This is a genomic window from Microcoleus sp. B5-D4 (assembly GCF_036705145.1).
Taxonomy (GTDB): Bacteria; Cyanobacteriota; Cyanobacteriia; order Cyanobacteriales; family Microcoleaceae; genus Microcoleus.
Genome location: NZ_JAUBTV010000046.1, coordinates 28,764 through 55,220, shown reverse-complemented (window position 1 = coordinate 55,220; position 26,457 = coordinate 28,764). Strand labels below are relative to the sequence as shown.

The following is a 26,457-nucleotide window of genomic DNA, read 5'->3' as shown; positions in this document are numbered from 1 at the left end:
CGGCCCGCAACAATTTCCGAGACAGAAACAGAGACAGCAGCCCGCAGGAATCCAGGGGAAATTATTACAAAGACAGAGACAAAGACAATAGCCCGCAGGAATTCCGGGGCAACCATTTCAGAGACAGAGACAAAGACAGAGACACTCGCCCTGTTGACACTGCCTCCAATACAGTCGTGCAACCAGACGCAGACACAGACGACATGATTTACGGCCGCCATGCGGTACAAGCAGCTTTAGAAACAAACCAAGTCCTCAACCGGATCTGGGTTGTTCCCCACCTGCGCTACGATCCCCGCTTTCATAGCTTGCTAACCGAAGCCAAAGCCAACGGCAGCATCATTGACGAAGTTGACGATTTGCGCCTCGACTACATCACGCGCAAAGCAAACCACCAAGGCGTAGCCGCCCAAGTATCAGCCTACGAATACCTGGATTTGAGCGAACTGATCGCAAAGGCTAAGTCGGCTTGCGAAGATCCAGTAATTGTGGTAGCAGAAGGACTCAACGACCCGCACAATCTAGGGGCGATTATTCGCACCGCAGAAGCATTGGGATCTCAGGGCATGGTGATTCCGCAGCGGCGGGCGGTTGGGATTACCTCAGCAGTGAGAAAAGTGGCAGCAGGGGCATTGGAAAGCCTGCCTGTGGCGAGGGTTGTCAATCTTAACCGGGCGCTGGAAGAACTCAAAGAGGCTGGATTCTGGATTTATGGCACTGCAGCAGGCGTCGGTCAATCTATAGAGACAGTCAAGTTCTCCGGGCCCACTGTTTTAGTGGTAGGTGGTGAAGCTGACGGTTTGAGCCTTTTGATACAGCGCGGATGTGACGGATTAGTTTCAATTCCTTTAAGGGGTCATACTCCTAGCCTGAATGTCTCGGTAGCAACGGGGATGGCTTTATACGAAATTTACCGTCAGCGCGGGCCCAAAAAGTTTCACGTACACGGATCGTAAAGGTGGTTGAAAAAAAGAGCACAACAGAGTAGTTTATTGTCAATGCCGCCCAGCATGGAGTGGCACGACACCCGGAACAAGTAAGGATAGCCGATCGACTGTCGTTACTTGTTCAGGCGAAAGTAGAATGGGCCTGCCCCCTAGGTTCAAACAAGAATTCGACACCAATCTATTTAGATATCAGCTTTAAATAGGTTTGGATCGGTTCTTGGCAGCAGTCAGCCACGTGTAAATAACAAAAGCCTAGGCGTGTTCGCAGCACCCTGAAAACACCGTCAAATACATTAGAAAAGCACATGAAAGAATTCTTGATTAGCTTGCTCAACTTTTTCGGATTGGCTTGGTGGGTTGAAGTTAAAACTTCAGCGCCGCGGTGCATTTACTATTTTGGCCCGTTCTTAACCAATGGAGAGGCGGAAGCTGCAAAAGCAGGATATGTAGAAGACATAGAAAATGAAGGGGCCGAAGGTGTTAGTGTTTCGATTTACCGCTGCAAACCAATTACTTTGACTGTTGCAGAAGATTTGGGAAAGTTTGGTGATGGAGGGCTGTGGCCGGTTTTGAGCGGTCAGTAGAAGCAGGGGGAGTTTTGAGTTTTGAGATGGCTACGCTTCCCTCGCAACGCTGTGCGGTTTTGAGTTGTGAGTTTTGACACTCCCCTGGCTAAAGCCGAGGGGATTCTTGATTCGCAGAATCGACTTGCCGATGCAGAATTACTTCAACATCGGTAGCGGTCAATTCTCCACAAGCGTTCGGATCTAAGATCCAAGTTCCGACGTGCCCCGCCGTACTCAATCCCCGACTTAGGATGTTTTTGGCTGCGTTCCAATCCCTGTCAATTACGCACCCACACCGACAAGCGTGAGTTCGCGTTGACAGACTTTTCTTGACAACTGTCCCGCAGCTAGAGCATTCTTGACTTGTTCCATTGGCTGGCACGGCAATTGTAATTCTTCCGAATACTTTGCCAAAATATTCCAGCCACACTCGAAACATATACCAAGATGCGTCGTTAATCGATTTAGCTAAACAGTGGTTCTTCACCATATTTTTAATCCTCAAGTCTTCGTAGGCTACACAGTCGTTTGACTGGATGACGTATCTTGCTAATTTCACAGCAAAATCTTTACGTTGTCTACTTATTTTGAGGTGGCGTTTCCCTAGAATCACTCTAGCTTTTTTTCGGTTTTCTGAACCCTTGACTCGCTTTGAAACTCGTCTTTGGGCTTTCTTTAATCTGCGTTCTCCTTTGCCCAGGAAGCGCGGATTATCAACTGCAACGCCATTAGAGTCTGTGTAGAACTCTTTTAAACCAACGTCTAACCCGATGGCGCTGCCTGTAATTTCAACCTTCTCGGAACGGTCAACTTGAACGCAAAACTGGACGTAATATCCATCGGCTCGTTTGACTAAGCGCACTCGCTTAATTTGACTGCGCTGATAGAAATGTAAGTCGCGAGTTCCTTTCAGTTTGAGTTTCCCGATTCCTTTTTTGTCAGTAAAAGTGATAGATTTCCGATCGGTTGCCATCCGCCATCCCGTAGTCTTGTATTCAACCGAGCGGTTGTCTTTCTGAAATTGCGGGAATCCTTTTTTACCAGGAACTTTCTTCTTGCAGTTATCGTAGAATCGGGAGATTGCCGACCATGCTCTTTCTGAGCTAGATTGTCGAGCCATGCTGTTCAAGTCATCGCAAAACGTCCATTCTTTAGCTAAAACAGCGCTGTACTTATTTAAGTCATACTTATCGACTTTTTCGTTCTCCATCCAAAAGCGCAATGCTTTGTTGCGGATGAATTGTACTGTTCTAATTGCTTCGTCTACAGCGTCAAATTGCTGTTTTTTTCCGTATGCTTTGAACTCAAAAACTAGCATGACTTCGACCTCATCACGATACTTCTTATACTAACAACATCGGCTTAATGCACCTCAAATAGTTCATAAAGATTTACATAGTTGCACTCTACAGCGCAATCCTGAAATCCAACAAAAGAAACTGGGAGGCTAAAGCCTCCTTCTGCCTTTCATCCCCGGACTAAAGTCACGGGGTTTTCATGCTCGATCTTTATAACTTCAAAACTCTTGAGTGTTGGGTAATAAATTGCTTGTGACAAACTCAAAACTCAACACTCGCAATTGCCAACTGCTTCGGGGTGACTCTCAATCCAGCGATCGATGTCTGCGATTACCCGATCGGGAATTTCCCAAGGGAACAAGTGGGCTGTATTGGGATAACACTGCCACTGACAATCATGGAGGTGGCGGGCGGTTTCTAAACTGGATGCTGAGGTGATGTGCCGATCGCCTTCTCCGGCCAACACCAAGCTGGGACAATGAATGTCGTGCAGGTGCAGCAGTCGATCGTATCCAGCCCTCAGAGCGGTATTTAACGCCTTGGTGGCCGTGTTGGAAGTCTTGAGGTAGGCGGGGGTACCTGCCTGTGCTAAGTAGCGGTAAGGGGTGGCGTTATGCTGCTGTATCAAGTAGCGAAAGAGCGATCGCCTAGCAAAAGTATCAATATTCCATTGCCAACCGGGTATCATCCAATTGATAATTCCGGCTAAACCGGTGTAAAAGTTATCTTGCCAAGAGATGGGAGGATGACTTCCTCGCGGTTTGGCTGCGGATGCGAGTAGAATCAAACCTGTGACTCGCTGGGGATATTTCATGGCTAATTCCAGGGCTAAAATCCCTCCCAAAGACCATCCGATCACCAAACACCGATCGACTCCTAATTTGTCTAATAGTGCTTCTAAATCGACCAGATGATCGGTCATTTCAAAGAAAGTTGAGGTGTGGCTGTTGCCGTATCCGCGCAAGTCTGGGGCGATGGTTTGGAACCGCTTTGATAGGTGTTCTGTAAAGACCGACATACAATCGCCGGAACCTGGATGGCCGTGCAAGCAGAGAATAGGAAATCCTTTGCCTTTGACGGAAACACTGAGTTGTTGATGCGGCATTTTTTAACTGTTTAGGCGGTGCGTTGTCCCCGCTATAAATTGTATATTCCAGCGGTCAAAAGCTGGGGTTTCGGACCATGTAATCGGCAATTTTAGAAATAGACTGGCGCATTTGTAGCTCGCCGCTGCGGCTGTCAATCACAGTAATCACATAGGCCTCGTCGTCAATGCTCATCGCTAAAGTTGTGCCTAGCACCTTGGAATTTTGACCGGTTTTTTCGCCCAACCACTGAGCTTTAGTTCCTTGTAAGGCGGCAAATCCCAGAGCGTGATCGTACTGGCGGTTGAGAGTTTCTATTAATAGTTTAGCACCGGGTGTTTCGCCGTTGTAAATTTGCACCATCATTTCGGTGAGTTCGTTAGCAGTCAGGCGGTTGCGACCGGAACCGGGGTTGGAGGGCATAATTCTTTCCCCCATTAATTTGAAGTTGACGCGGGTGACTTCGTAGCCGCTATTATCTAAATATTGATTGATGTAATCCGAACCTAAATAATCGATTAGTTGATTGGTGGCGATATTGCTGCTGCGATAGATCATTTCTTCTAACAGTAGCTGTAGCGGATAATTGCGATTAGACCTAATCTTTGCCGATGCGTCTTCGGTGAAATTACCGCGAGTGACTAATACTTCCTGGTTCAGACTAATTTTTTCTTTTTCGACTTTTTGCATCAGGGCGACAGCAATCGGCAATTTAATTAAGCTGGCTGGACTGACAGGAGGTACATCGCCCCGCAGGTGTACGCACTCTCTAGAAAGGTTGCAAATGCCTATCGAAGCTTGAGCCGACAAACCGCTTTCCCGCGCAAGCACACCCAACAAATCTGATTTTGCTTGCTGGACTTGAGAGGTGGCTGCTGTTAAATTTTCCCGGTATTCTTGAGTTTTTGAGGCAGTGAGGGAAGCTAAAAATGAATTTTGAGGAACTTCCTGCAAGTTGTTGAGGGCTTGATGCCAGAAAAATTGAGTTTGCTGCGAAGATTCGATCGACTTATTTTGCTGCCCTTTAGTTTCTACGGCTCTGTTGGCTAAACGGACTGCTTGCTGTAAGTCGTCGTTAGCCCTCTGTTCTACTAATATTTGAGCTTCCACCGCTTGCAACTGCTGTAGCAGTTGTTCTTGAGGATTGGCGGTGAGGGGAACTAAGCGGGAGAGGAGGGTTGGTTCTGGGGAGGGAGAGGAGGGTTGTTCTAATTCGGCGATTAGCCCATCGCGAATTTTGTAGAGTTCGCCTAGGGAACGCGGGTTAGATGATTGAGAGAATGAACTTGCGATGGTTAACATCTGAACCAGTCCAATGCCGGCTACTACTGCCGCCATCTTGTTGGCGATCGACAAAAAACGCCTGAGCTCTGGCATATTTAACATCCTCAACACAACCAAATTCTATATAAGCAGCTATTGTTACATCAGTCAAACGGTTTTAGATTTTAGATAGGAGAACAAATCTAAAATCTAAAATCTAAAATCTAAAATAGTTCGATCGCGCCAATGTGGCAAAATAATCAAAATAAAGGGAGCGATCGCACGAAGGCAATCAACCCCCTCTAAATATTGCGAACTATCTACTTTTTGCGCCGCCGTCGCCAGTCAGCACCCAACCGCTTGAGGTAATCCCAGCCGCGTTGGGGCCAGACATGATCGCTACCAATCTTTTCGGCAATCCAGCGAGCGACTTTGGGGCCTGTCCAGTCTCCGCCGTCGGGGGCAGGGCCTAGCAGGGCTTGTCGCAGTTCTTCTTGCTGTTCAGGATTCAGCAAGGATTTTGCAGGAGGGGGCTGGCGGTCTCCGCTGCGATTTCTCACAGAGTTAGGCCCTTCTCGGTTATAGCGCTGGACAATTTCTTTGGCGTAGTCGTAGTTGAGGCCTACGACTTGGGCTGCTTGTTTGATAGTCCAATTTCGGGACACTAACAGCAGCAAGTGCCAGCGGCGCGACTCTGTGGTGTTTTGTGCCTGCCGGTAGCGAATTTTGAGTTCCTCTGCCGTCAGGTGGGATTCTAAGTGAGCTTTAGGTGGCATTCCTCCAACGGGGCATCGGGAACTTCTTACCATATATCTTTGGTTTTGGGGATAATTCCGGATGAAATTATTTTCCTGGGGATCGTTCGGGCAAATAAGTAGCTTTTTTTACCCCAGATGCACGCAGCTAGTCGCATTTGAGGAAGGACTGCTGTTTTTTTGCAGGTGCGGGCAACAAAAGACCTCGGCGTGCCGGTGAGCGTTTCGAGCTTTTTTGTGAACGCCAGATTTCTGACAGCCTTTTTGACCTTTGGCACAATGGGCGTGGATCGGAAAATGTCGATCGCTATTTTCTTCGATCGCGCAGCCCCCATTAATTCACTCGGCTGACTGATAACTTTCAGTCATTTTTGACTAAAAAAGTGTTCTTCATAATCTGACCCTAATTATTAGGGTATCGACCCCCATAATCTAAAATTAGATTATCAGGATTTTCTATTTATAGTTCATTTTTTCGGGGGTTTCAGGAGGGGATTAATCTCGTAAAAAATCAGCTTCAGATGCGGGCAAGTCTGCTTTTTGAAATAAATTCAATCTAACAAGACTGGTATTTTTTATAAAAATTAGTATTGTCTGAATATTCCCAAGAATAAAGCAGTCATAATCTGGTATTAGTGGATTTTTCATGCCATATTCTTCTCCCATAAATCCTGGGTTGCGTCGAAGAGAAGCTGGGTTCTAATATTTTAGAATTTAGATTACAGAATTGGGAATGACTGATTTCCTAATGATTGTGATCTTGCATACACATTCTTGAAGACCGAACCTAATTATGTAGGGGTCGCATTGCACACCTTACCCCTTACTCATATAAATCTCGCGTTAAACCACTTTTTGCATCAGTCCTGATACAGTTGCATTCTTGGTTTGTTAAAAAATTAGGTAAAAAACTCGATCGCTATTTTGTGTTCGGTGGGATTTGGGGAATTTAATCTATTGTATATAAAATGACCGATCGCCCGTTAGCTGAGCCCTCTTCGAGGCTCGAACTTTCGCCACAAAAATAGCCGACTTTGCCTTCGGGCTGTAAGCAGGTACAATTGCCAGTTATATTAACTGTATTGTCTCAAAGTAGAAATGATAAAGGTACGAGCATGGCATCCATCCGCGAGTTGCACCGACAACTGGTCAATAAAGAACGCTCTGCTGTGGAAATTACTCAAGAAGCATTAGACCGAATTACCCAGCTAGAGCCGAAGTTGAAAAGCTTTCTGTGCGTGACAGCAGACAGCGCATTGGCGCAGGCCCATAAAGTGGATGCCCAAATCGCAGCCGGAGAGCAAATTGGCCTGTTGGCCGGCATCCCGATCGCCGTTAAAGATAATATGTGCACCGAGGGCGTTCCCACAACCTGCGCCTCTCGGATTTTGGAGAATTTTGTTCCTCCCTACGATGCCACCGTCGTCTCGAAACTCCAAGCAGCCGGTGCGGTGATTGTGGGTAAGGCGAATATGGACGAGTTTGCAATGGGGAGCTCGACAGAAACTTCTGCTTATCAAGTTACCGCGAATCCTTGGGACTTGGAGCGCGTGCCCGGAGGGTCTTCTGGCGGTTCTGCCGCAGCGGTAGCCGCTGGAGAATGCGTCGTGAGTTTGGGTTCGGATACTGGGGGCTCAATCCGCCAACCTGCAGCTTTTTGCGGGTTGGTGGGGCTGAAACCGACTTATGGGTTGGTTTCTCGCTACGGTTTGGTGGCCTATGCTTCTTCTCTCGATCAAATCGGGCCCTTTGGCCGGACTGTTGAGGATTCGGCGATTTTGTTGGGGGCGATCGCCGGTTATGATCCGAGAGATTCCACGAGTCTTAATGTCCCAATTCCTGACTACGCTCAAGCTTTAAGACCCAGTTTGCGACCGAAGGGTCAGATTAGAATTGGTGTAATTAAAGAAACTTTTGGTGTAGGGCTGGACTCCGGGGTTAAAGACGCTGTTACTAAGGCGATCGAGCAATTTCAACAATTGGGCGCAGAAATTCAAGTCATTTCTTGTCCCCGGTTCCGCTACGGTTTGCCCACTTACTACATTATTGCTCCCTCGGAAGCTTCGGCAAATTTGGCGCGATATGATGGAGTTAAGTACGGTTTCCGGTCAAAAGACCCCGATAATCTTTTGGATATGTATGCCAAAACCCGCTCTCAAGGGTTCGGTGCGGAAGTTAAACGCCGGATTGCGATCGGCACTTACGTATTGTCGGCTGGATATTACGATGCCTATTATCTAAAAGCTCAAAAAGTTCGGACTTTGATTAAAGAAGACTTTGAAAAAGCTTTTTCTCAAGTTGATGTTTTAGTCTGTCCCACTGCTCCTACTACCGCATTTAAGGCAGGCGAAAAATTCAATGACCCCCTGAGTATGTATTTGTCAGATTTGATGACTATTCCGGTGAATCTTGCTGGTTTGCCAGCTTTGAGTTTGCCCTGCGGATTTGATGATAAAGGACTGCCCGTGGGTATACAACTGATTGGTAATGTTTTGCAAGAATCTCGGCTGTTTCAGGTGGCTCACGCTTACGAACAGTCTACGAATTGGCACTTACACCACCCGGAATTGCATTAATTTCTGAAAATCGGCGGAATACGGTGGCGGAAGTTAGTAATCGATCTTGGCTAATTGTCTGAATTAATAATTTGCCATTAGCTTTTGAGCGATCTCTAATTTCCCGCGTGCTCTATCTATGAACAATCTGCTAGTATTCCTTTTGTCTAAATCGCTAATAGCTTTTGGGATAGTTTTGGCCGTTGCTTATTCTGCTGCTTGTGTATTCCTCTTTGTAGCGCAAGGTAAGTTTATCTTTTTTCCTGCGCGGGCGATCGAAACTACGCCAGATGATTTTCAGTTGAAATATCAAGATGTCTGGCTGCCAATTCCAACTAAAACAGGCGCGGTGGACAGCGTGCACGGGTGGTGGATTCCTGCCTCGGAAAATCCCCCCAGCCCCCCCTTAGCAAGGGGGGGAGCAAGAAAGGGGGAGGCTGTTCCCTCTGTTAACACCGGAGACTCGGATACCCCCCCCAGCCCCCCCTTGCCAAGGGGGGGAGCTAGAGGAGTCGGAACGTCCCCGCAAAGTGAGAGACCGGCAGTCGCTCCGGTTCCCCCCCTTAACAAGGGGGGGTTAGGGGGGGTAATTTTGTATCTGCACGGCAATGCTTCAAATGTGGGAGCAAATGTCGAACACGCTCATCGATTTCATCGGTTAGGTTTGTCGGTATTTGTGATGGATTATCGTGGTTATGGAAAAAGCCAGGGCGATTTTCCGAGTGAATCTCAGGTTTATGAGGATGCTCAGCTTGCTTGGGATTATTTGGTGAAACAGCGGGGGATTAACCCGAATCAAATTTATATCTACGGTCATTCTTTGGGAGGGGCGATCGCGATCGATCTAGCCGTGGGTCACCCGGAGGCGGCAGGGGTAATCGTAGAAGGCTCTTTTACTTCCACGCGGGCGATGGTGAATTTCCAAAAAGGGCTGTTTTGGATGTTTCCGATCGATGTTTTGCTGACACAGCGGTTTGATTCTCTTTCAAAAGTCGATCGCCTGCAAATGCCTGTGCTGTTTATTCACGGGGCTGCTGACAATGTAGTTCCAGTGGAAATGACCAAAAAACTGTTTGATGCAGCACCTGAACCCAAACAGTTGTACATAGTTCCTGATGGAGGTCACACTAATGTGGCACAGATCGGGGGCGCAGAATATATGCAAATACTGAGCCAATTTATAGGTTCTTCAAAGTAGTAGATAAAAGCTATTGGCGGTAACAGGTTAAGTTTGATATCTGTACCGCCTACTCGCACTTCTAACAGTACATATTAAACAGAGTAGTGATGGGGATAATACTGCTTAGTAGAACCTTAATACATTCAGCCACCAGTCATTCAAAGCATAGCAGTAATTACAGTAATTGTTCGTGCTGATCGCTGGTTCTTTCTTAACTTCGCAGCCTCGCCGAGATGTTTTTTGGTCTGGCATCCGGGCACCGCAAAGATTGGCATCTGTGAGATTAGCTTTGTTCAATCTCGCATCCCTCAAGTCGGCATTTCTCAGGTCTGCACCGCTGAGATTTGCACCGCTTAAATCGGCTTCTTTGAGGTCTGCACCCCTGAGATTTGCACCGCTTAAATCGGCATTTCTCAGGTCGGTTCTACTTAGTTTAGCTGCGCTCAAATTACTGCATTTTAAATTAGCCAACTGGAGGGATGCGTCTCGCAGAAAACTCTCGCTGAGGTTGGCATTTTCTAAGTTGGCTCCCCTGATGTCGGCCCTGCTCATGTCGGCTTTGCTGAGGTCGGCGTCAGCCAAAAAGGCGTTTCTCATGTTGGCGTTGTTTAAATTAGCTTCCATTAAGTCAGCCGCAGTCAAGTCGGCATCAACTAAGTCGGCCCTGCTGAGAGTGGCGCGGCTCAAGGAAGCGCCAAACAAATCTGCACGGCTCAAGGAAGCGCCAAATAAGTCGCATCCGGGACATCCTCTGGTTTCTAGCAGCCGCTTGACTAGAGACAGATTTTGAGCTTGTAAGGGAAGTGCGGCGCAAAATGGGAGTAGCATTATCGCTGCAGTCAGAATTTTCAGTTTGATTTTGGTCATAGTCTTGGTAAGTCCTGTAACTGCCTTTCAACACCGATTTGTCTGCTGGACTTACGCGCGGGGGACCAAAAACCCGGTTTCCTCGTTAATTCCTGGCTGTCAAACCCAATATTCTAAGCAGAAACTGGGTTGTTTGCGTAAGTCCTAGTCTAGTGGATGGACGCGACTCAACGGTGTAAGGTTCGATCGCGCTCACGGAAGTTACTTACGCCTTGGGGATGAAAGCCCGCACATCAAGGCTCCCCTGCAGCGGCGATCGGCCCGAGGCGCTAAATGCCGGGGATTCTGGCGACGGCTGCAGCAAGTGGCAGACTCCGACAACGGATAAGTATTTGTAATCGATGCAGTTGGATTTTGCTGCCGAGGGCGATCGTTCTCCGTACAGGCGATCGGTAAATAAGCCAATTGGCTTAGACTCTTAAGACATATTGCTGATGCGCTGCCTTCTCTAAAAAAGATAGCATTTTTGTGTGATCCCCGAAATAATACCGAGCCAGCAAGTATAAAAAAAATACCACGTGTCTCGGCGGGTGGGAAAATAGGGTACAGCTAATACTTTCAGACGAGGAAAATAGATGTCGAACAGCATAGATCAACTTGCAGAAGGCGGGAGGGGGATCAAACTCATGTGGCAGATTGCAGACGATCTCAGTTACACCCGGACTCTCGACAATCGAAATTGTTTGTCGCTGAGCAAAAATTACGAAGTAAAAGGCTGCAATCGCTCCCAAAATATAAAAAAAGCTAGCGTTTTAGATGGGTTAATGAATTTATTAAACACCTGGGATTGGCAGACTGAAACAGAGCAGGAAGAAGAGCTGCATGAAACTTGTATTCAACATATTAGCCTGCAAGTCAACACAGATGTCAATGCTTTAACTCAAGTTTTGTTGTGGTTTGAGCAGTTGAAAGATTTATCGCTCCCCAATGAGGTTTGGTGTAAGTTTCAGTTGGCGTTGGCTGAAGGTTTCAGAAATGCAGTTCGCCACGCTCACAAAAATCTGCCAGTAGAAACTCCTGTTCAACTGGAAATTAGGGTGTTTAACGGACGGTTGGAACTCAAAGTTTGGGATTGCGGCCCGTGTTTTGATTTTGATGCTAAGCTAAAGGAAATTCTGGCAGCAGATAGAAATAACGGCTTGGATTTAGAGGTTTTGAACGATGCTTGCTTAATGCCTAGCAGACAGAAAACTTTGGAACCGTCTCTCTTTCTAATTGCTGGGTAAGCTGTTGTGCATTTAAATTGAATGTCAAAAAATAATCTAAGCTTTGTGGGGAGTAGGGTTGGGCCTAAGAACCCGCCCTCAATATGCAATTTAAATGCGTGACAGCTTAGCTTTGGGGTGATGGACAATTAACACACTGGCACGGTGAAAAATGTGTTATTCTAAAAACGGTGTTAGGGAAAAAGTTACGGGTTTTGTCTCCGCGTGGCTGAGGGGTTTTGAATACTGCCGACTTGCTGCGGCTTGGGTTAAGAGCTATGGTATTGGGTGATTCTATAGCGGTTCGATTGAAACGGGTGCATCTGTCTAATTAAATATTAAAAACTCAACATTAAAAGTTAAAAATTATTCACACTAATTTTTGACGTTTTAATTTATCATAGTATCTGGTCGCTCACCGATTACTAATGATTTCCAAAGAAACTTTATTTGTTCTGTCTCTATTTCCCTACTTGGGATTTCTCTGGTTTTTGACTCGATCGGGAAAAACACCTCGTTTAGCTCTGATGGGTTTTTACGGCACTCTCGTTTTTGTAGCGGTGACGATTCCCGCCGCAATTTACGCAAAAGTTACCTACAACGAGTCACTAGCAAATGTCGATTGGCTTCACGGTTCTGCGGAACTATTCTTAACACTTGCCAATATTTTATTAGTTTTAGGCTTTAGAGAAGCGGTGATTAAAGCCAAAGCATCCTCACAAGAATAAACTTGAGAGGGTAGTCGGGATTAATCCGAAACTTTGATTTGACTAGCGTCTGTTTAGGATCGCGAATTAAATAACTTACAATTTTAATTGTTATTGTGGGATGGGCGGGACGCCCATCCCACAAACTTGTGGAAGTTATTTAATTCTCATTCCTTAGTTGGGCGAGATAATTGACATACTTGTGAAGGCGATCGGTTTCAGTGTCGAGTAAACGACTAGCCCAAGAATGTACATTAAGTTGCGATCGCATTTCTCGAAATACCGCAGCATCCCCGCGATTGTGTAGAGAAAAAACCCAAGCATCAAATCCAGCAGACTTGAGACGGCTAACAGTTCCCTCGCCATCTTGCACCCACAATTGAGGGTTAATGCGAAGGGGTTGACAGGAATATTCACCGACAACAATTCCCCCCACCGACACGCTAGCACCTTCTCCCCGATTGGAAAGTTCTTGCAAAATAGCTTTGAGGGAATTGAGTTTTTTCCCGTCTTGTACTTGTTGCGGTGTCAGCTTGACAATCACCATTTCTAGAACTTCCACAGGTTTTGTCGATCGTACAACGTTGACTGGTTCCGCCGGCCAAGAGTTATTTATTTCCGGTTCCGCCTTCTGGATTTCCTCTGCAACCTGTACTGTTTCAACCGGCTTTGCAGTGTCTACAATTATCTGAATTTCCTCCCCATCTTTCTCAATTTTTCCACTAATCAGTAAGATCGCATTCTCTACAATGTAAGGTTTCACTTGTTCGTAAGCCTTGGGGAACACCACAGCTTTTATTTGAGCAGTCAAATCTTCTAATTGCAAAATTGCCATCGCATCGCCTTTTTTAGTCACTACCATTTTAATAGCGCTAAGCATGACAATAACTGATACTTTCCCCTTTTTATCTGCTAACTGTTCGAGAGTCACAACATCGGGGTCTTCGTTTACTTGCATGAGAAACTTTAGGGGATGTTCTGACACATAAAAGCCAAGCAGTTCTTTTTCTAAACGCAATTTCTCCTGTTTTTCAAAATCTGGTACCACTTTAGATTTGGGCGCGGACTCATAGGTATTGACTGACTTCCCGAAGCTATTCGCACCTAACAAGTCAAAAAGATTACCTTGGCCACTTTCCCGGTCTCTTTTGCGGTCTTGCGCCCATTTCATCACCCCTTCGAGATCGTTTACTAATTGCTTGCGGTTGCTGTCAATTTTATCAAAAGCACCGCATTGAATTAAAGCTTCTAGAGCGCGACGGTTGACAGAATGGAGATTTACGCGATCGCACAAATCAGCCAACGATTTAAACTTACCCCCTTCCTGCCGCGCCGCCAAAATATTTTCAATTGCCGATTCTCCCACATTTTTAACCGCCGAAATTCCAAACAAAATTTTATCTTTTGCAGAGCCAGTCATCTGTTTCGGCATCGGTGTAAAAGTAAGTTCCGAGCTATTAACATCTGGCGGCTCAACCTCAATACCCAGCTTGAGACAATTGGCAATATATTTCTGTACTTTATCCTGATCGCCCCTGTTAGCAGTCAGCAGTGCAGCCATGTATTCTAGAGGATAATTCGCCTTTAAATAGGCAGTTTGATAGGTAATATAGGCATAGGCCATTGAATGGGATTTATTAAAGCAGTTAGATGCCACCAAACTATTTTCTAGGATAAAGTTATGTTCTCGTTCAACGCCTATGTCATAGACTTCTTGAGTTCCTAGTGATTTTCTACTAATAATTTTTACCATGTTTCTAACTCCTGAGAATAGCCTCTATTTTAGTTTTCTTTCGTTGCAATCCCAAGCGGGGATATTGATACACAAAATCATAGAATGCTTGTATATTTTTTCGACTAAAGATTCTCCAATAATAAACTTTTTTTAATTGATGCTCTTGTACAGAACCCATCCCTAGGTGCATTGCTAGTTCGCGGGCAAATTCAAAGGAACCAACAATGCAGACTAAACCGCCACTTCTACCTTTGTTTGCATAAGCACAACCGTCACCGTCAAAATAGCCTAACACATAAGACCCTAAATATTTTAAGTTAGGGAAATAGGTAACTTCCGAAAAAGTTCTTCCTGTTATGATGCCGTAGCCCTGTAAAGAGCTGGCCAGCTTTTCAGAAGAAAAATTTATTCGGTAGTGAGGAGCATAATTTTGAGGCTGAATAACTCTAATTTCACCAGAGTATTGTAGCTCTATGCTGAGCATTTCTGTAAGTTCTTTGTCAATAGATTCAAAAGCTACATAATTAGTTTGAGTAACGCAGCCATCAGCAGCTATCAATCCTAATAAATAAGCTTTAGCTTGAGAGTCAATTACATCAAAATAGCTCTCATTTAAAGTATAGCGGTTGCGCCGCTTAGTATTAATGTCTGCTTCTTTTAAAACCCTTGAAACTGCTCTTTCACTCACACCAAGGTAGTTAGGAATGTCTCGACACTCCATGCCCTGATTAAAAGCAGAAATGATTTGTTCCTTGTGTTCCGATTTTAGCTGCCTATAGTCGAGATACATTTTATATATCTGAGCTAGAGTTGATTTGTTTTAAGTCTAATCCTTGTTCAAAGATTTCGTCAATGGGCAGCATTTGACCGCCAACAGTCATAAACTTGTGATCTTTTGTGGCGCGAATTATCGAGCCATCTTCCAGGCAATACTCAAAGACCTCCTGCTGCCCCCGGCGATGCCACTGTGCAATTGACTGTGTATAAATATAACCGTTGCTATCCACACTATAAACAGTACATTCAATTTTTTCCTCAACAATTTTGCCAATAGCCATCGGCCCATATTCCACTGTCAATATCTGCGTATCATAGCTCAAGCAATACTCTGCAAATTGTAGCATCTGCGCGAACAACTTTTCAGCAATTCTTTGACTGACTCCATTCTTAGTTGCGCCGTCGATAAACGTTTCTTTTTGCTTCTGCATTTCATCAGCTTTCTTCTTGCCCATTGCCCGCCGCAGCAAGTCAGCTTGCCCCAAAGAATAGCCTGCCAAATCTTGAGCCATCCGCATAATTTGCTCTTGAAAGCAAAGCGTTCCGTAAGTCTCTTTTAAAATCGGTTCTAATAGCGGATGATCGTACTCAACTGTTTTACCGTGCTTGCAGTCAATAAACTGAGGAATCAAACCTGCATCCAGCGGCCCAGGTCGGTAAAGTGCCAAAATAGAAGAAATATCATCCAGACAGGAAGGTTTGAGTTTTTTCACTACATCCAGCATTCCAGAGGATTCTAACTGAAAAATACCTTCTAAATCTCCTCTTTCTAAAAGTCTATAGGTTTTATCTACATCATCGGGTAACTTTTTGATTCGGCCAAAAGTCTCTTGAGCTCTGCGCTCTATATCAGAAGGTAGCATTTCTGGATCGACAATTAGATTTTGGGTTTGCTTAATATAATCAACAGTTTTCTGGAGCGTTGTTAAATTTTTCAATCCCAAAAAGTCCATTTTCAGCAGCCCCAAAAATTCCAAATCTTCCATGAAATATTGGGTAATCACAGCACCCTCATTATTCTTTTGCAGCGGTACAAGTTCATCCAACGGCTCTGAAGAAATTACCACACCGGCCGCGTGAACACCATAGGTTTTGTTAGTTCCTTCAATGCGAATTGCCATGTCAATCCACTGACGAACGGGGACTTCAGTACCAGTTTCTGCATTTATGCAAATTGTATTTTCATAGTTGTCTTTAAATTCCTGTGCAGGTGTGTCATTGGAAATCATCACTTTAAGTTTTTCCGGTTTTCCCCTGGACACGGGAATTAATTTTGCCATTTCGTCGGCTTTTTTGTAGGGAATACCTAACACCCGGGCAACATCTTTCAATACAGCTTTGGATGTCATTCTGTTGAAAGTAATAATTTGCGCTACGCGCTCGCTACCATATTTTTCTGTAACGTATTTAATCATGTCGTCCCGCCTTTCTATGCAGAAATCGCTATCAATATCTGGCATAGATTTGCGTTCGGGGTTGAGAAATCGCTCGAATAGTAGCCCGTGGTGTACGGGGTCGATATTGGTGATTTTGAGGACGTAAGCAACTAGAGAACCTGCTGCAGAACCGCGTCCTGGCCCTACTGGAATATCGTTGTCTCTCGCATATTTTATGTAGTCCCAAACTACTAAAAAGTATTCCGAAAAGCCCATCTGCTGAAGCATTTTCAGTTCGTATTCTAGTCTTTGTTTGTAGACTGGGGGGATTTCATTTCTGGTGCGGGCTTTGAGGCGTTCTAACAGTCCCAGCCAGGATATTTCTTCTACATAAGTATCGGCTGTATGTTCTGGAGGAATTGGAATTGTGGGAATTCGAGCTTCTCCTGTGAGCTCGTATCTCGATACTTTATTTGCGACCTCTAGGGTATTTTCGATCGCCTCTTTGATCGTTTCATCATCCAAATGGTCTCGAAACAGTTGCGCCATCTCCTCTGCGGACTTAAGATATTCAGTACCGCTGTAGCGCATCCGCTTGTCTTCTTCAATCAGTTTGTTGGTGTTAATGCACAGCAAAGCATCGTGTGCTTCTACGTCGTTGCAGGAAATATAGTGAGAATCATTAGTGGCAATTATTTTAATCTTGAGTTCGCGGGCAATTTTGACGATTTCAACATTAACAATCCGGTCTTCCGGGGAACCGTGGTCTTGAATTTCTATATAGTAATCTTCTCCAAATACTTCTTTATACCATGTGGCTACTTCACGGGCAGTATCTAGCTTGTTTTGCAGAATCATTTGGGGAACTTCGCCGCCCAAACAAGCACTGGTAACAATTAAACCTTCGGAGTATTGTTTTAGCAGTTCCTTGTTGATGCAGGGGCGGGCAAAAATACCTCTTTCAGGCATTCCCTTTAAGTGGGAAATTGTGGTTAGTTTGACGAGGTTTTTATAACCTTGAGTATTTTTAGCTAAAACAACTTGATGGTATTTTCTTCTACCTCGAACTTTTACTTCTATGTCGCCGTTGACGACATACATTTCATTGCCAATAATCGGCTTGATGTTTTTATTTCGGCAAACTTTGATTAGCTCGATCGCCCCGTACATCACCCCGTGGTCTGTAAGGGCGATCGCGGGCATCCCCAATTCCACCGCCCGTTCTGCGAGCTGTTGTAGCTGAGAAGCCCCATCTAGTAAGCTATAATCGCTGTGAATGTGCAAACCAACGAAGGACATAGGGATTTTAGATTTTAGATTTTAGATTTTAGATTCTACACTATCCGCGTGTCAAAGTGTAAAATAAAAAAACAAAGTTTTATGCTACTTTTGAAATAATTTTGGTAGGGGTACGAGGCAGCAGCGCATCAGTTCGCCTCCGTCGTATTTGTTAACAATTATCAATTGTTGAGTTACGATTTCAAAGTTATGCGTTAAAAATTTGATTACTAAAGTTAAGCATTTGGTGTTATTTTTACGTTCAAAAAAACGTAATTAAATGCTGCATAATTATCAATTAGCTATCGCAAAAATTCCATTAATTGCTCAAACTATTGGGGATAAGTTTAGCAGTTTGGCTCAAGTTGTAGCCGTCGTTTTAGCAGGTTATCGAACAACTATAGTTACGGATGAGTCGTCAGATTTTGATTTTTACGTGTATTTTGAAGAGGAAATTCCTGTTGACATGCGGGAGGCGATAGCGAGACAATTTTCAGATCGCATCGCAATCAACAATCAATTTTGGGAACCCCGGGACGAGTGGATAGATATTAACACTGGCTGCGGTATAGATATATGGACGGGATTAAAAACAGTTGTCATGATAGTTAGTGAACGACGGCTGTGGAAGAAAACCACCACGCTCAGATCGTTTTTACGCTTAGTAGTTTAAGCTGTAATGCTGAGACAATTGCTGGGGCTATCCTCCGTCATTGGGGCATTGAAAATAGCTTACATTGGACGCTTGATGTTACATTCTCTCTTATATGAAAGCCGGATTCGGAAACAGAACTCTCCCGCAAATTTTGCACTTCTACGTCGCTTGGCTATAAATTTACTAAAACAAGAAAAAACTTCCGGCACAAAGTCTAAAAATGAAGCGGTATCGAGCAGCAAGGGACAATAATTATTTAGTTAATTTTTTAAACTCTGCCAGTTAATGCTCGAAATCTAACACCTATCTAAGAAGGAAAATTATCCGGTTTTAAGAAGTTTAGAAAATCTTAAGGTTCTGATTTTATCTTCTCAAGTGGGGTGAAAATTAATGATTTTAAGAAGGTTTTTTTAGTTATTTAGTAATGCATAAATTCAGGGTTTTGTCAAATTAATTTAGATGCGTTTACCCTGGTTCTAGTTGCACCGCGTTGATAGGATTCGACATCGTAGAGTCGTTGCCCTGCTTCGTTTTTGATGCTTTTGATCTTCCCTTCGTCTGCATATTTTCTTAGGGTGTGTGGATGCAAGCCCAGAAATTCGACTGCTTTTCTAAGTGGGACGTATGCCATATAGCAAATCGTAGCATACGTTAGCAAAAATAAGCAAACTATCTACTGTGCCCTAACCTCTTGACGATCGCCAAGAATGTTAAAAAATGTTTCGCCAACAGTATCGTATCTCGGCTATACCCCTAAGTGAATAGATCCCAAATAGGTTCTATAAGTATTAAATTTTTACAGTCTCTACATTTTCTTAATGTTCATTAAGAATCACAAAGAAGTAAATCCCCCTTGACAATCATCTATCTAAAGGAATATAGTCTGTATGTCCAAGTGCGATTCGTTCTCTCAACACACTACTCGGGACTTACGCCATGACGCTATATATAGCGCGTTAAGGAGCGGGCGATCGCCTAATTCAGGCTGTTGGCGATCGCGTTTGAGTTCCTCAGCGATATCTAACTCATTAGTACGCTACATATAGCGTAGCTGCGTAACTCCTGACTACTGATAAAGTAGATGGGGAGAGAGGCTAGGTTCTTTGAAACCGAGACAACTTCACAGTTATGAGGGTTAATTTCCCTCCCTCCAAACCACAGGAGTGAATATATAGCCCACACTTAAGAGGATGGTATCTCTTACTTGCGGTGCATGGGTTAAATGACGGTAACTCGAAGCAAATGCGAGAATCCCGGCTAGTGGAGTCAGACAAGGTTAACGTACAGTAAACCTAGTAACAGAACTATCGTCAACAGACGTGACTCGAAAGTAGCTGTAAAAGACATCTAAATCGATGTCTCCCTTAGAGGGAAGATGAGTAAATAGTAACTCATAACAAGCCTACAACGCCGGACAACTGTACGGGGGGATGAGTCTAATGCGTACAGTAAACCAAAGTATGAAGGGGTAGATGCTCCCGTGAAAGGCAACCGCAAAACGTCCCAGTAGTCATCAAGGCGGTTAGAACTAAAAGAGTAAAACACGCCTGTGAAAACCTTAATCAAGGAGATTTTAAAAGTGACTGACCCAGCTTGTTTTGAGCGAAATCCTGATGTTGAAGTGTTGGGAATTGTACAAGCACCAATTCATCAAGTTTGGAAGATATTTAGACCGTTTGGAAAAGAAAACCTACAATGGTGGAAAATCTACGAAACGATGGATATTCTTCCCCCAGGAAATGATAAAGTCGGTTGTATCAGGCGATTCAAACTTAGTGTTCAACATACTACGTTTGATGAATTGCTTGTAGCGAGGGATGATGATAAATTCTCCGAACGATATGACTTTGTGCAAGTGGAACCCCAAATCCCTGGTTTAAAGGCAGTATCTACTTTTGTGGAATTTACTCCTTTAGTCGATCCCATGACTGGGAAAGAAACTTTAACAAAAGTCAGATGGTTTTCATACACTGAAGCATCCCCACCGCAAGTAAAACAGGCACTTATGAACGTACAACATAATGCTTATACTGATGCGATAAAGTATTTGAATAGTGCATTTAATTTGATTGGAGAATCTCAAACAATGAATTTACCTAACTATGCTGAGCAATTGAGCCATAATCCTACAAGCGTTGCTGATTTCATAGCGACTCTTGAGAAAATACTAAAACAGGTACTTACTGACGTTGTGGTCGAGCAGCCAGAAAAATGGGAATATCAGACATATGAAAAAAATGCGGAGTTGCCTGATGTCGATTTGACTAGACTTCCTCGGGCTGTTAAGGGACTTCCACAATCTGAGGCTCTAGACCCAACAAGAGCTGGTATGTTTTTTAAGCGACTAAATGAGGTTCTTTATACTGAGCTTGGCATACAAGAACGTCTTGCCAAGTCAGGTGATATTTACCAAGCTGTACAAGGTGGATACATTGGTGAAACCCCATACATCAATGAAAATTGGCGTAAAGATAGAGAGTTTGCCCGTCACTTCTTGAACGGTCTTAATCCTATGACAATCAAGGTTGTAGGAAGTATTGAGGAAGTTCCAGAAAATATGCGCGACCTTAGTTATAAAGGAAAGTCTCTACGTGATTTGCTCCTTGAAAAACGCCTATTAATAGTCGATCTTCCAGAACTGAAGAACGTTAAGCCGCACCAAGGTATGTATACATATCCTGCTACGGGGCTTATCGTGCAAGACTCTGAGGAAGGAGAGACTTTTGTGGACATGATAGGTATCCGACTAAATGATGATCTTCCGGTTTACACTCCGCAGTCCCCAACAAACCGCTGGATGCTCGCGAAACTGCACATGAAGAGTGCAGACAATCAGGTGATGCAATTTATTTGGCATCTCGGATTCGGCCATATTGGTGTCGAACCTTTTGCCGTTGCTTTTCACAATTCTTTTCCACCTAGCGTAGATCACCCAATCAGGGACTTGCTTGCACCTCATTTCAAGGACACAATTGGTATCAACTATGTGGCACGGCACACCCTCGTTTCAAATGTGATGCCGTTTACAGACAGCACGTTTTCCACTGGAACGGCTCAAGGTTTGGAGATTATGCTCAACGCATGGCTCAAATGGGATTTTGAGAAATCAAGTTTTCCTCAGCAACTTTCGGAACGTGGATTTGACCGCGAGCAATCAGAGGGCATTCAAGATTATTACTACCGTGAAGATGGCTTCAAGTTATGGGATATTTTTGGCGAGTACACAACCGACTTTGTTAATGCAGCATATCCTAATGACGATGATGTAGCCACTGACGCGATGATCAAGGGATGGGTTACAGAGATGAGAGACCCAAATAAGGCTGACATCCCCTCATTCCCTGAAAATATTTCCAGTAAAAAGCAATTAGCTTGGGTACTACAAAATATAATCTGGAAAACGAGTGCCGGACACGCCATATTAAACTTTGCTCAGTTTGACTATGGTGCTTATCTTCCTAATTACCCTATCGCAATGTTGGCACCAATGCCAGAGGGGGAAGATGAGATTTCTGATGAGTATGTGAAAGCTGCCTTGCCTCACACTATAAAGCGGATTTTATTCCAGCTTACCTCTGCTTATTTGCTCACGGATGCTTCACGTTTTCGCCTTGCAGGCCCTTTAGCGATCGCCCCTTTGGAGAAGAGATTTCCAGAAGTACAGCATCGTGCAAATCTTCGCTTCACAGCACTTTCAACGGATATAAAACTACGTAACATGAAGCTACAGGATGCAGGTAAACTTCCCTACCCCTATTTAGACCCTGAAAATCTACCCCCCAGTATTGACATTTAGTCCTTTTTTATTTTAGGAGATAGGTACAATGCCGTTTTCTTTTTCACAAGTAGAGGTTGATTATTTAGCTTCTGGCAAACGCCTCTCGCGTACCAGTAATAACTTAACCTCGTTATCGCCTGATGAATTTTGGTCAGCATTTGACGACTATTTAGCACTTCAAAAAGCTTTAAGTGATCACCCAGATATTAGGTTAGAAACAGGAGAAAATCAGCCCACTAATGGCATAGGATCAACAATACGATTTGAGTACAAAGGCTCTCTTACCCGCGAAACATTAGTTGTTTACGACTCGCAGAAAAGAATTTGGAAAATTAATATCCCTGAAGCCAATTCTTTTTTTAGCTTCTATGAGCTTACCATCAGAGTTTATCCGATGAGTGATGGTAGCCAAGGCTCAGAAGTAACGCTTACACTTGACTTTGCTTTACAGGGACAAGAGGAAAAGGAGCGAACAAAGTTTCTGCAAATAATAGCCACGGCTCCTGAACGACGAGTTGAGGAATTTAACAACTTTATTCTTGAACGAGACGGTCTGCGTTGCTCCTTCGAGGTTGATGTATATTGTCCCGCCGAGCAATTATGGGCAATAATCGGCAATTGGGAAGATATATCTTGGGTACAACATGCTATAGATGTCAGAATGATTCCTGTATCGGGAAGACGAGTATTTTTTCCTCAGAATAAGATTCTTGAAGAAAACTTAATCTATGCCTCTGATGCGGAAAAACTCCTAGTGTATGAAGTAACAAAAAGCGTAATGCCTGTCAGTCTCTATCGAGGGACAATCACGCTTTCAGAGAGAAATTCTCAATTGACCAAGGTACAGTATAATAATGTCTTTATTCCTCAAAAAGGACAAAAGCCTCAACAAGTAAAGGCAGAGATAGAAAAGAGCTTCCAAGAGCGTTTCTCTTGGTTTCAGAATGAATTTGATACCAGATCGCTTTCTTAAGGCCAACTGCAAACAAAATACCGGAATTGGCGAGGGCGCTATATAAACGGCCACTCAGCACGTAATCCCAAAGCCGATAGAACGATTCGCTCATAAATTGGGAACGTTGTGCAGACTGATTGAGAATTTGAGGAACTTAGTCTTGCACAGCCCGAAATAAGAGCGAACTTTTCAATAAAAACTTTGGGATAACATTTCCATCTTGAGTTCACCTAAAACGACACCCACACCCTAAAAATTATAAATGCCATGCCAATTGAAAAAGTACCTAATACTTCCTTGAATTACTACCTGATTGCCTTTGATAAGGATGGCAATGAACGCGATGAAGCTGATGGAAAGAAACTGAGCGAACAAATCTTCTCAGCACTAGCCAATGAGCCAATCACAGATGTATTCCTTATGAGCCACGGGTGGATGGGTGACATCCCCGCAGCGCGACAGCAGTACAACGACTGGATTGGCGCTATGGCTAAACAAACAGCCGATATTGAAAAAATAACACAGGTGCGATCGGGATTTCGTCCCTTAATGATCGGACTGCACTGGCCGAGCAAACCTTGGGGCGATGAAGATTTGACAAGTTCGGTGTCCTTTGACGTGAACGACGAAGATCCAGTTGAGGGGTTAGTAGATGAATATGCCTCGCGCATTGCTAACACTGAAGCAGCACGGCAAGCCCTGCAAACAATTCTCCGGGCGGCGAGCGAAGACAACACACTTGATAGCTTGCCACCAGAGGTACTCAACGCCTACCAAGTGTTGAACCAAGAGGCTGACTTGGGTAGCGAAGGTGAAGGTGCGGCACCGGGTTCGGATTGGGAAGGTTTCGATCCAGAAGCCATCTATGAAGCCAGTATAGATGAACCAGTAAGTTTCAGCACCGACAGCAGCTCAGTCTGGGATAAGGTTTTGGACCCCCTGCGGGTACTGTCTTATTGGAAAATGAAAGACCGCGCTCGCAAAATCGGTGAAAGCACTGGTTTCAACTTGTTAAAAACACTGCAAGAGAACGCTGCAGAAACGGTGCGATTCCACCTGATGGGTCACAGCTTTGGATGCGTTGTTGTCTCTTCCATGCTCAACGGTCCGCAAGGGAAGGGTAGCTTAGTCCGCCCAGTGAATTCTCTGGCGTTGGTACAAGGCGCTCTATCGCTCTGGTCTTATTGTTCAAAGATTTCATACGAACGCGATCGCCCCGGTTACTTTAATACAATCATCGCTCAAGGTAAAGTCGCAGGTCCGATCGTTACAACTCACTCCTACTTAGACTATGCAGTCGGCCGGATGTACCCCCTAGCGGGAAAGACTGCCTTTAGTGCTGTGGACTTTGCCCCCGGTCAATTGCCTAAGTATGGTGGAATTGGCAGCTTTGGTCTAGGCGGAGATGACCTCGCAGCGGAAAACATAAATATGCTCCCCTGCGAAGGCTTTTATGATTTTAAACCGGGCAAAATCTATAACCTCGAAAGCAGCGAGTTTATTTGTGCGAACCTGGGAGGGCCAACAATGGGTGCCCATTCCGACATTGCCAAGCCGGAAGTAGCTCATGCTGTGTGGTCGGCAGCTTATTCCAGTTAACCGCCAGAGTTAGACCCAATTTTTTTGCCTGTGAGAACGGATAGAGACTCAGAAAGCCCTTGTTAAAAAAGCTTGTGGGGTTTCTATCTGATTCACTCAAAACTCAAATTGTGATTATTCGCCCAGCCCACCAGGAACCAAAAATATGAACGAAGAAGACTTGCTATTTTTCAATGGAATTAATGGCTCGACGGGCGATTATTTGCTTCCCCCTCTGACCGCCGAGCAAGTATCTAGAATTGCCCAAGGCGAAGAGTTTGATCCAGACGATCTCTACGACCTCCAGCAAAAAAAGAAATTGGTCGAAGGGCTAGACGCGGATTTTGCTCCCGTGGAGGGAGTAGACCCTAAGAAGTTAGAAGAAACGGGTTGGGGAGTAATCTTTGCTTACAATGCCGAGCCTGCAATCCAGGAAGCACTCAGCGAACTGTTAGAGCATCGCAAAAGGCAAGCAACCCAGAAGAAAGAAAAATATTACCAGGAATACACCGGTGTCAGGGGTTATCGTCCAGGCGAGTCAAAAAATCAGTTTCTCTCGCGTCAGGGAGTAGGGCCAGGTCCAGCCGATCCAGACAAAATGCCCTACTACCTGCTGATTGTTGGAGATCCAGTAACAATTCCCTATCGTTTTCAGTCCCAGCTCAGCGTTCAGTACGCAGTGGGTCGCATTTACTTTGATACGCTACAGGAATACGCGCAGTACGCTCACAGTGTAGTAGAAGCTGAAACTAGCAATTTATCTCTATCCCCTAGTGCTGCCTTTTTCGGCGTGTGCAACCCAGGAGACGCTGCGACTAATCTCAGCACTCAAGACCTCATCATGCCACTTTCGGAATGGGTTGTTGAGGAACATCCCAACTGGGATGTGAAAACGATTCTTAAAGAAGAAGCAACCAAGGCCCGACTAGGGCAACTGCTAGGAGGTAGCGAAACGCCTAGTTTGCTGTTCACTGCCAGCCACGGTATGGGCTTTAAAAATGGCGATCCGTTACAACTGCGCCACCAAGGCGCACTGCTGTGCCAAGACTGGCCAGGTCCCAAGCAGTGGAGACAGCCGATCCCGGAAGATTTTTACTTTTCTGCAGACGATATTAGCGAGGACGCTCGCTTGCTGGGGTTAATTGCTTTTCACTTTGCTTGCTATGGCGCAGGTTGCCCCCAAAAAGATGAATTCGACGGTCACAAAAAATCCCTTTCTGAACGACCAGACATTGCACCGTACCCCTTTCTTGCTCGCTTGCCACAGAAACTCCTGAGCCATCCCAAGGGAGGTGTTCTCGCTGTAATTGGTCACGTCGATCGCGCGTGGGGCTGTTCTTTCTCCTGGTCAGATATTCGCGGTTCTAGTGCAGATCGCAGGCAGATCGCAGTTTTTCAGAGTAGCGTGAAGCGTCTGCTGGAAGGTCATCCAGTCGGGTCTGCGGTAGAGTATTTTGACGAGCGCTATGCTGAAATCTCCTCCGACCTCAGCATGGATCTAGAAGAAATCAAGTGGGGGGCAGTCCCGAACAATCAGAGTTTGGCTGGTATGTGGACGGCTAACAATGACGCCCGCAACTATGCGATTATCGGCGATCCAGCAGTCCGGCTAGTCGTCAGTGACAGTAAAGATGCCAGCGCCGATCGCCCTACGATAGGACCTGTGCAGGTGCGTGCTGGCCTGGGACAAAAGCCCGCAGAAAGCAGCGCGGACTCAGTGGCTGGTGAAATTGACCTCAAGCAGGCTCAGACACAGCTTATTTCATCACTAGAGCAATTTGTCAATACCGCGCCCAAGGCGACCGTTGACAGCGCCGAAAGCCTGCAAACAGCAACATCAATAGCCACTAATCTCTTGAATGTGTTGAAGGGATTGAGTTAATAGCGAACGCAAATA

At 44.9% G+C, this 26,457-nt stretch carries 21 protein-coding genes; 12 read left to right on the top strand and 9 right to left on the bottom strand.

Features of this window, described 5'->3' with window-relative positions; translation table 11 throughout:
- Both rlmB and QUB10_RS20650 read left to right on the top strand, forming a co-directional pair.
- The coding region (gene rlmB, locus QUB10_RS20655; protein ID WP_333205117.1) for a 23S rRNA (guanosine(2251)-2'-O)-methyltransferase RlmB at window positions 1-956 on the top strand (956 nt) is incomplete at its 5' end.
- Between the two features lie 296 nt (window positions 957-1,252).
- Window positions 1,253-1,531: a DUF1816 domain-containing protein gene (locus QUB10_RS20650; protein ID WP_333205115.1), complete on the top strand. Its 279-nt coding sequence runs from the start codon at window positions 1,253-1,255 to the stop codon at window positions 1,529-1,531.
- Between the two features lie 88 nt (window positions 1,532-1,619).
- On the opposite strand, the gene QUB10_RS20645 is transcribed toward QUB10_RS20650, so the two are convergent.
- The 4 genes from QUB10_RS20645 to QUB10_RS20630 all read right to left on the bottom strand — a co-directional run bounded on the left by QUB10_RS20645 (window position 1,620) and on the right by QUB10_RS20630 (window position 5,935).
- Complete coding sequence (locus tag QUB10_RS20645) at window positions 1,620-2,831, bottom strand: transposase (RefSeq protein ID WP_333205113.1); 1,212 nt, start codon at window positions 2,829-2,831, stop codon at window positions 1,620-1,622.
- A 248-nt stretch (window positions 2,832-3,079) separates the two neighbouring features.
- Window positions 3,080-3,916: an alpha/beta hydrolase gene (locus QUB10_RS20640; protein WP_333205111.1), complete on the bottom strand. Its 837-nt coding sequence runs from the start codon at window positions 3,914-3,916 to the stop codon at window positions 3,080-3,082.
- 55 nt (window positions 3,917-3,971) lie between these two features.
- The gene (locus tag QUB10_RS20635; protein ID WP_333205109.1) at window positions 3,972-5,273 is read right to left on the bottom strand and encodes a serine hydrolase; all 1,302 of its coding nucleotides are present in this window, start codon (window positions 5,271-5,273) and stop codon (window positions 3,972-3,974) included.
- 206 nt (window positions 5,274-5,479) lie between these two features.
- The gene (locus QUB10_RS20630) at window positions 5,480-5,935 is read right to left on the bottom strand and encodes a helix-turn-helix domain-containing protein (RefSeq protein ID WP_333205107.1); all 456 of its coding nucleotides are present in this window, start codon (window positions 5,933-5,935) and stop codon (window positions 5,480-5,482) included.
- Window positions 5,936-6,100: 165 nt separating this feature from the next.
- On the opposite strand from QUB10_RS20630, the gene QUB10_RS20625 reads away from it, so the two are divergent.
- The 3 genes from QUB10_RS20625 (at window position 6,101) to QUB10_RS20615 (ending at window position 9,667) form a co-directional block, all read left to right on the top strand.
- Window positions 6,101-6,265 carry a hypothetical protein gene (locus QUB10_RS20625; RefSeq protein ID WP_333205105.1) on the top strand — a complete coding sequence of 55 codons (165 nt, stop codon included), beginning with the start codon at window positions 6,101-6,103 and terminating at the stop codon, window positions 6,263-6,265.
- A 764-nt stretch (window positions 6,266-7,029) separates the two neighbouring features.
- Window positions 7,030-8,490, top strand: coding sequence for an Asp-tRNA(Asn)/Glu-tRNA(Gln) amidotransferase subunit GatA (gene gatA, locus QUB10_RS20620; RefSeq protein ID WP_333205103.1), 1,461 nt, complete (start codon window positions 7,030-7,032; stop codon window positions 8,488-8,490).
- Between the two features lie 118 nt (window positions 8,491-8,608).
- Window positions 8,609-9,667 (top strand): alpha/beta fold hydrolase, encoded by a 1,059-nt coding sequence (locus QUB10_RS20615; RefSeq protein ID WP_333205101.1) that lies wholly within the window; start codon window positions 8,609-8,611, stop codon window positions 9,665-9,667.
- A 105-nt stretch (window positions 9,668-9,772) separates the two neighbouring features.
- Here QUB10_RS20615 and QUB10_RS20610 read toward each other — a convergent pair whose 3' ends face one another.
- Entirely contained in the window at window positions 9,773-10,516 is a 744-nt protein-coding gene (locus QUB10_RS20610) for a pentapeptide repeat-containing protein (protein WP_333205099.1), read from the bottom strand.
- A gap of 575 nt (window positions 10,517-11,091) precedes the next feature.
- On the opposite strand from QUB10_RS20610, the gene QUB10_RS20605 reads away from it, so the two are divergent.
- Together QUB10_RS20605 and QUB10_RS20600 are read left to right on the top strand one after the other, a co-directional pair.
- Complete coding sequence (locus QUB10_RS20605) at window positions 11,092-11,742, top strand: ATP-binding protein (protein WP_333205097.1); 651 nt, start codon at window positions 11,092-11,094, stop codon at window positions 11,740-11,742.
- 407 nt (window positions 11,743-12,149) lie between these two features.
- The gene (locus QUB10_RS20600; protein WP_333205094.1) at window positions 12,150-12,449 is read left to right on the top strand and encodes a DUF3593 domain-containing protein; all 300 of its coding nucleotides are present in this window, start codon (window positions 12,150-12,152) and stop codon (window positions 12,447-12,449) included.
- A gap of 139 nt (window positions 12,450-12,588) precedes the next feature.
- Here the strand turns inward: QUB10_RS20600 and QUB10_RS20595 are convergent, their stop codons facing one another.
- Genes QUB10_RS20595 through QUB10_RS20585 form a run of 3 tightly spaced genes read right to left on the bottom strand, consistent with a single transcriptional unit; the run spans window position 12,589 to window position 17,615 of the window.
- Window positions 12,589-14,181: a helix-hairpin-helix domain-containing protein gene (locus QUB10_RS20595; protein ID WP_333205092.1), complete on the bottom strand. Its 1,593-nt coding sequence runs from the start codon at window positions 14,179-14,181 to the stop codon at window positions 12,589-12,591.
- 4 nt (window positions 14,182-14,185) lie between these two features.
- Window positions 14,186-14,953 carry an LAGLIDADG family homing endonuclease gene (locus tag QUB10_RS20590; RefSeq protein ID WP_333205090.1) on the bottom strand — a complete coding sequence of 256 codons (768 nt, stop codon included), beginning with the start codon at window positions 14,951-14,953 and terminating at the stop codon, window positions 14,186-14,188.
- 1 nt (window position 14,954) lies between these two features.
- Window positions 14,955-17,615, bottom strand: a complete 2,661-nt coding sequence (locus QUB10_RS20585; RefSeq protein WP_333205088.1) for a DNA polymerase III subunit alpha — start codon at window positions 17,613-17,615, stop codon at window positions 14,955-14,957.
- Between the two features lie 259 nt (window positions 17,616-17,874).
- On the opposite strand from QUB10_RS20585, the gene QUB10_RS20580 reads away from it, so the two are divergent.
- Window positions 17,875-18,267 (top strand): hypothetical protein, encoded by a 393-nt coding sequence (locus tag QUB10_RS20580; RefSeq protein WP_333205086.1) that lies wholly within the window; start codon window positions 17,875-17,877, stop codon window positions 18,265-18,267.
- 427 nt (window positions 18,268-18,694) lie between these two features.
- Here QUB10_RS20580 and QUB10_RS20575 read toward each other — a convergent pair whose 3' ends face one another.
- Window positions 18,695-18,880 (bottom strand): MerR family DNA-binding transcriptional regulator, encoded by a 186-nt coding sequence (locus QUB10_RS20575; RefSeq protein WP_333205084.1) that lies wholly within the window; start codon window positions 18,878-18,880, stop codon window positions 18,695-18,697.
- A gap of 918 nt (window positions 18,881-19,798) precedes the next feature.
- Here QUB10_RS20575 and QUB10_RS20570 point away from each other — a divergent pair.
- The 4 genes from QUB10_RS20570 to QUB10_RS20555 all read left to right on the top strand — a co-directional run bounded on the left by QUB10_RS20570 (window position 19,799) and on the right by QUB10_RS20555 (window position 26,442).
- Window positions 19,799-22,045, top strand: coding sequence for a lipoxygenase family protein (locus tag QUB10_RS20570; protein ID WP_333205082.1), 2,247 nt, complete (start codon window positions 19,799-19,801; stop codon window positions 22,043-22,045).
- Window positions 22,046-22,073: 28 nt separating this feature from the next.
- Entirely contained in the window at window positions 22,074-23,000 is a 927-nt protein-coding gene (locus QUB10_RS20565; protein WP_333205080.1) for an SRPBCC family protein, read from the top strand.
- 249 nt (window positions 23,001-23,249) lie between these two features.
- The gene (locus QUB10_RS20560; protein ID WP_333205078.1) at window positions 23,250-24,581 is read left to right on the top strand and encodes a hypothetical protein; all 1,332 of its coding nucleotides are present in this window, start codon (window positions 23,250-23,252) and stop codon (window positions 24,579-24,581) included.
- A 145-nt stretch (window positions 24,582-24,726) separates the two neighbouring features.
- Complete coding sequence (locus QUB10_RS20555; RefSeq protein ID WP_333205077.1) at window positions 24,727-26,442, top strand: hypothetical protein; 1,716 nt, start codon at window positions 24,727-24,729, stop codon at window positions 26,440-26,442.
- Window positions 26,443-26,457: the final 15 nt, after the last annotated feature.

Coding starts and splice junctions, on each gene's coding strand:
- QUB10_RS20575 (WP_333205084.1), bottom strand. CDS start 18,880: ATGGCATACGTCCCACTTAGAAAAGCAGTCGAATTTCTGGGCTTGCAT.
- QUB10_RS20560 (WP_333205078.1), top strand. CDS start 23,250: ATGCCAATTGAAAAAGTACCTAATACTTCCTTGAATTACTACCTGATT.
- QUB10_RS20580 (WP_333205086.1), top strand. CDS start 17,875: ATGCTGCATAATTATCAATTAGCTATCGCAAAAATTCCATTAATTGCT.
- QUB10_RS20610 (WP_333205099.1), bottom strand. CDS start 10,516: ATGACCAAAATCAAACTGAAAATTCTGACTGCAGCGATAATGCTACTC.
- QUB10_RS20600 (WP_333205094.1), top strand. CDS start 12,150: ATGATTTCCAAAGAAACTTTATTTGTTCTGTCTCTATTTCCCTACTTG.
- QUB10_RS20590 (WP_333205090.1), bottom strand. CDS start 14,953: ATGTATCTCGACTATAGGCAGCTAAAATCGGAACACAAGGAACAAATC.
- QUB10_RS20615 (WP_333205101.1), top strand. CDS start 8,609: ATGAACAATCTGCTAGTATTCCTTTTGTCTAAATCGCTAATAGCTTTT.
- QUB10_RS20565 (WP_333205080.1), top strand. CDS start 22,074: ATGCCGTTTTCTTTTTCACAAGTAGAGGTTGATTATTTAGCTTCTGGC.
- QUB10_RS20650 (WP_333205115.1), top strand. CDS start 1,253: ATGAAAGAATTCTTGATTAGCTTGCTCAACTTTTTCGGATTGGCTTGG.
- QUB10_RS20555 (WP_333205077.1), top strand. CDS start 24,727: ATGAACGAAGAAGACTTGCTATTTTTCAATGGAATTAATGGCTCGACG.
- QUB10_RS20645 (WP_333205113.1), bottom strand. CDS start 2,831: ATGCTAGTTTTTGAGTTCAAAGCATACGGAAAAAAACAGCAATTTGAC.
- QUB10_RS20630 (WP_333205107.1), bottom strand. CDS start 5,935: ATGCCACCTAAAGCTCACTTAGAATCCCACCTGACGGCAGAGGAACTC.
- QUB10_RS20585 (WP_333205088.1), bottom strand. CDS start 17,615: ATGTCCTTCGTTGGTTTGCACATTCACAGCGATTATAGCTTACTAGAT.
- QUB10_RS20640 (WP_333205111.1), bottom strand. CDS start 3,916: ATGCCGCATCAACAACTCAGTGTTTCCGTCAAAGGCAAAGGATTTCCT.
- QUB10_RS20595 (WP_333205092.1), bottom strand. CDS start 14,181: ATGGTAAAAATTATTAGTAGAAAATCACTAGGAACTCAAGAAGTCTAT.
- QUB10_RS20605 (WP_333205097.1), top strand. CDS start 11,092: ATGTCGAACAGCATAGATCAACTTGCAGAAGGCGGGAGGGGGATCAAA.
- gatA (WP_333205103.1), top strand. CDS start 7,030: ATGGCATCCATCCGCGAGTTGCACCGACAACTGGTCAATAAAGAACGC.
- QUB10_RS20635 (WP_333205109.1), bottom strand. CDS start 5,273: ATGCCAGAGCTCAGGCGTTTTTTGTCGATCGCCAACAAGATGGCGGCA.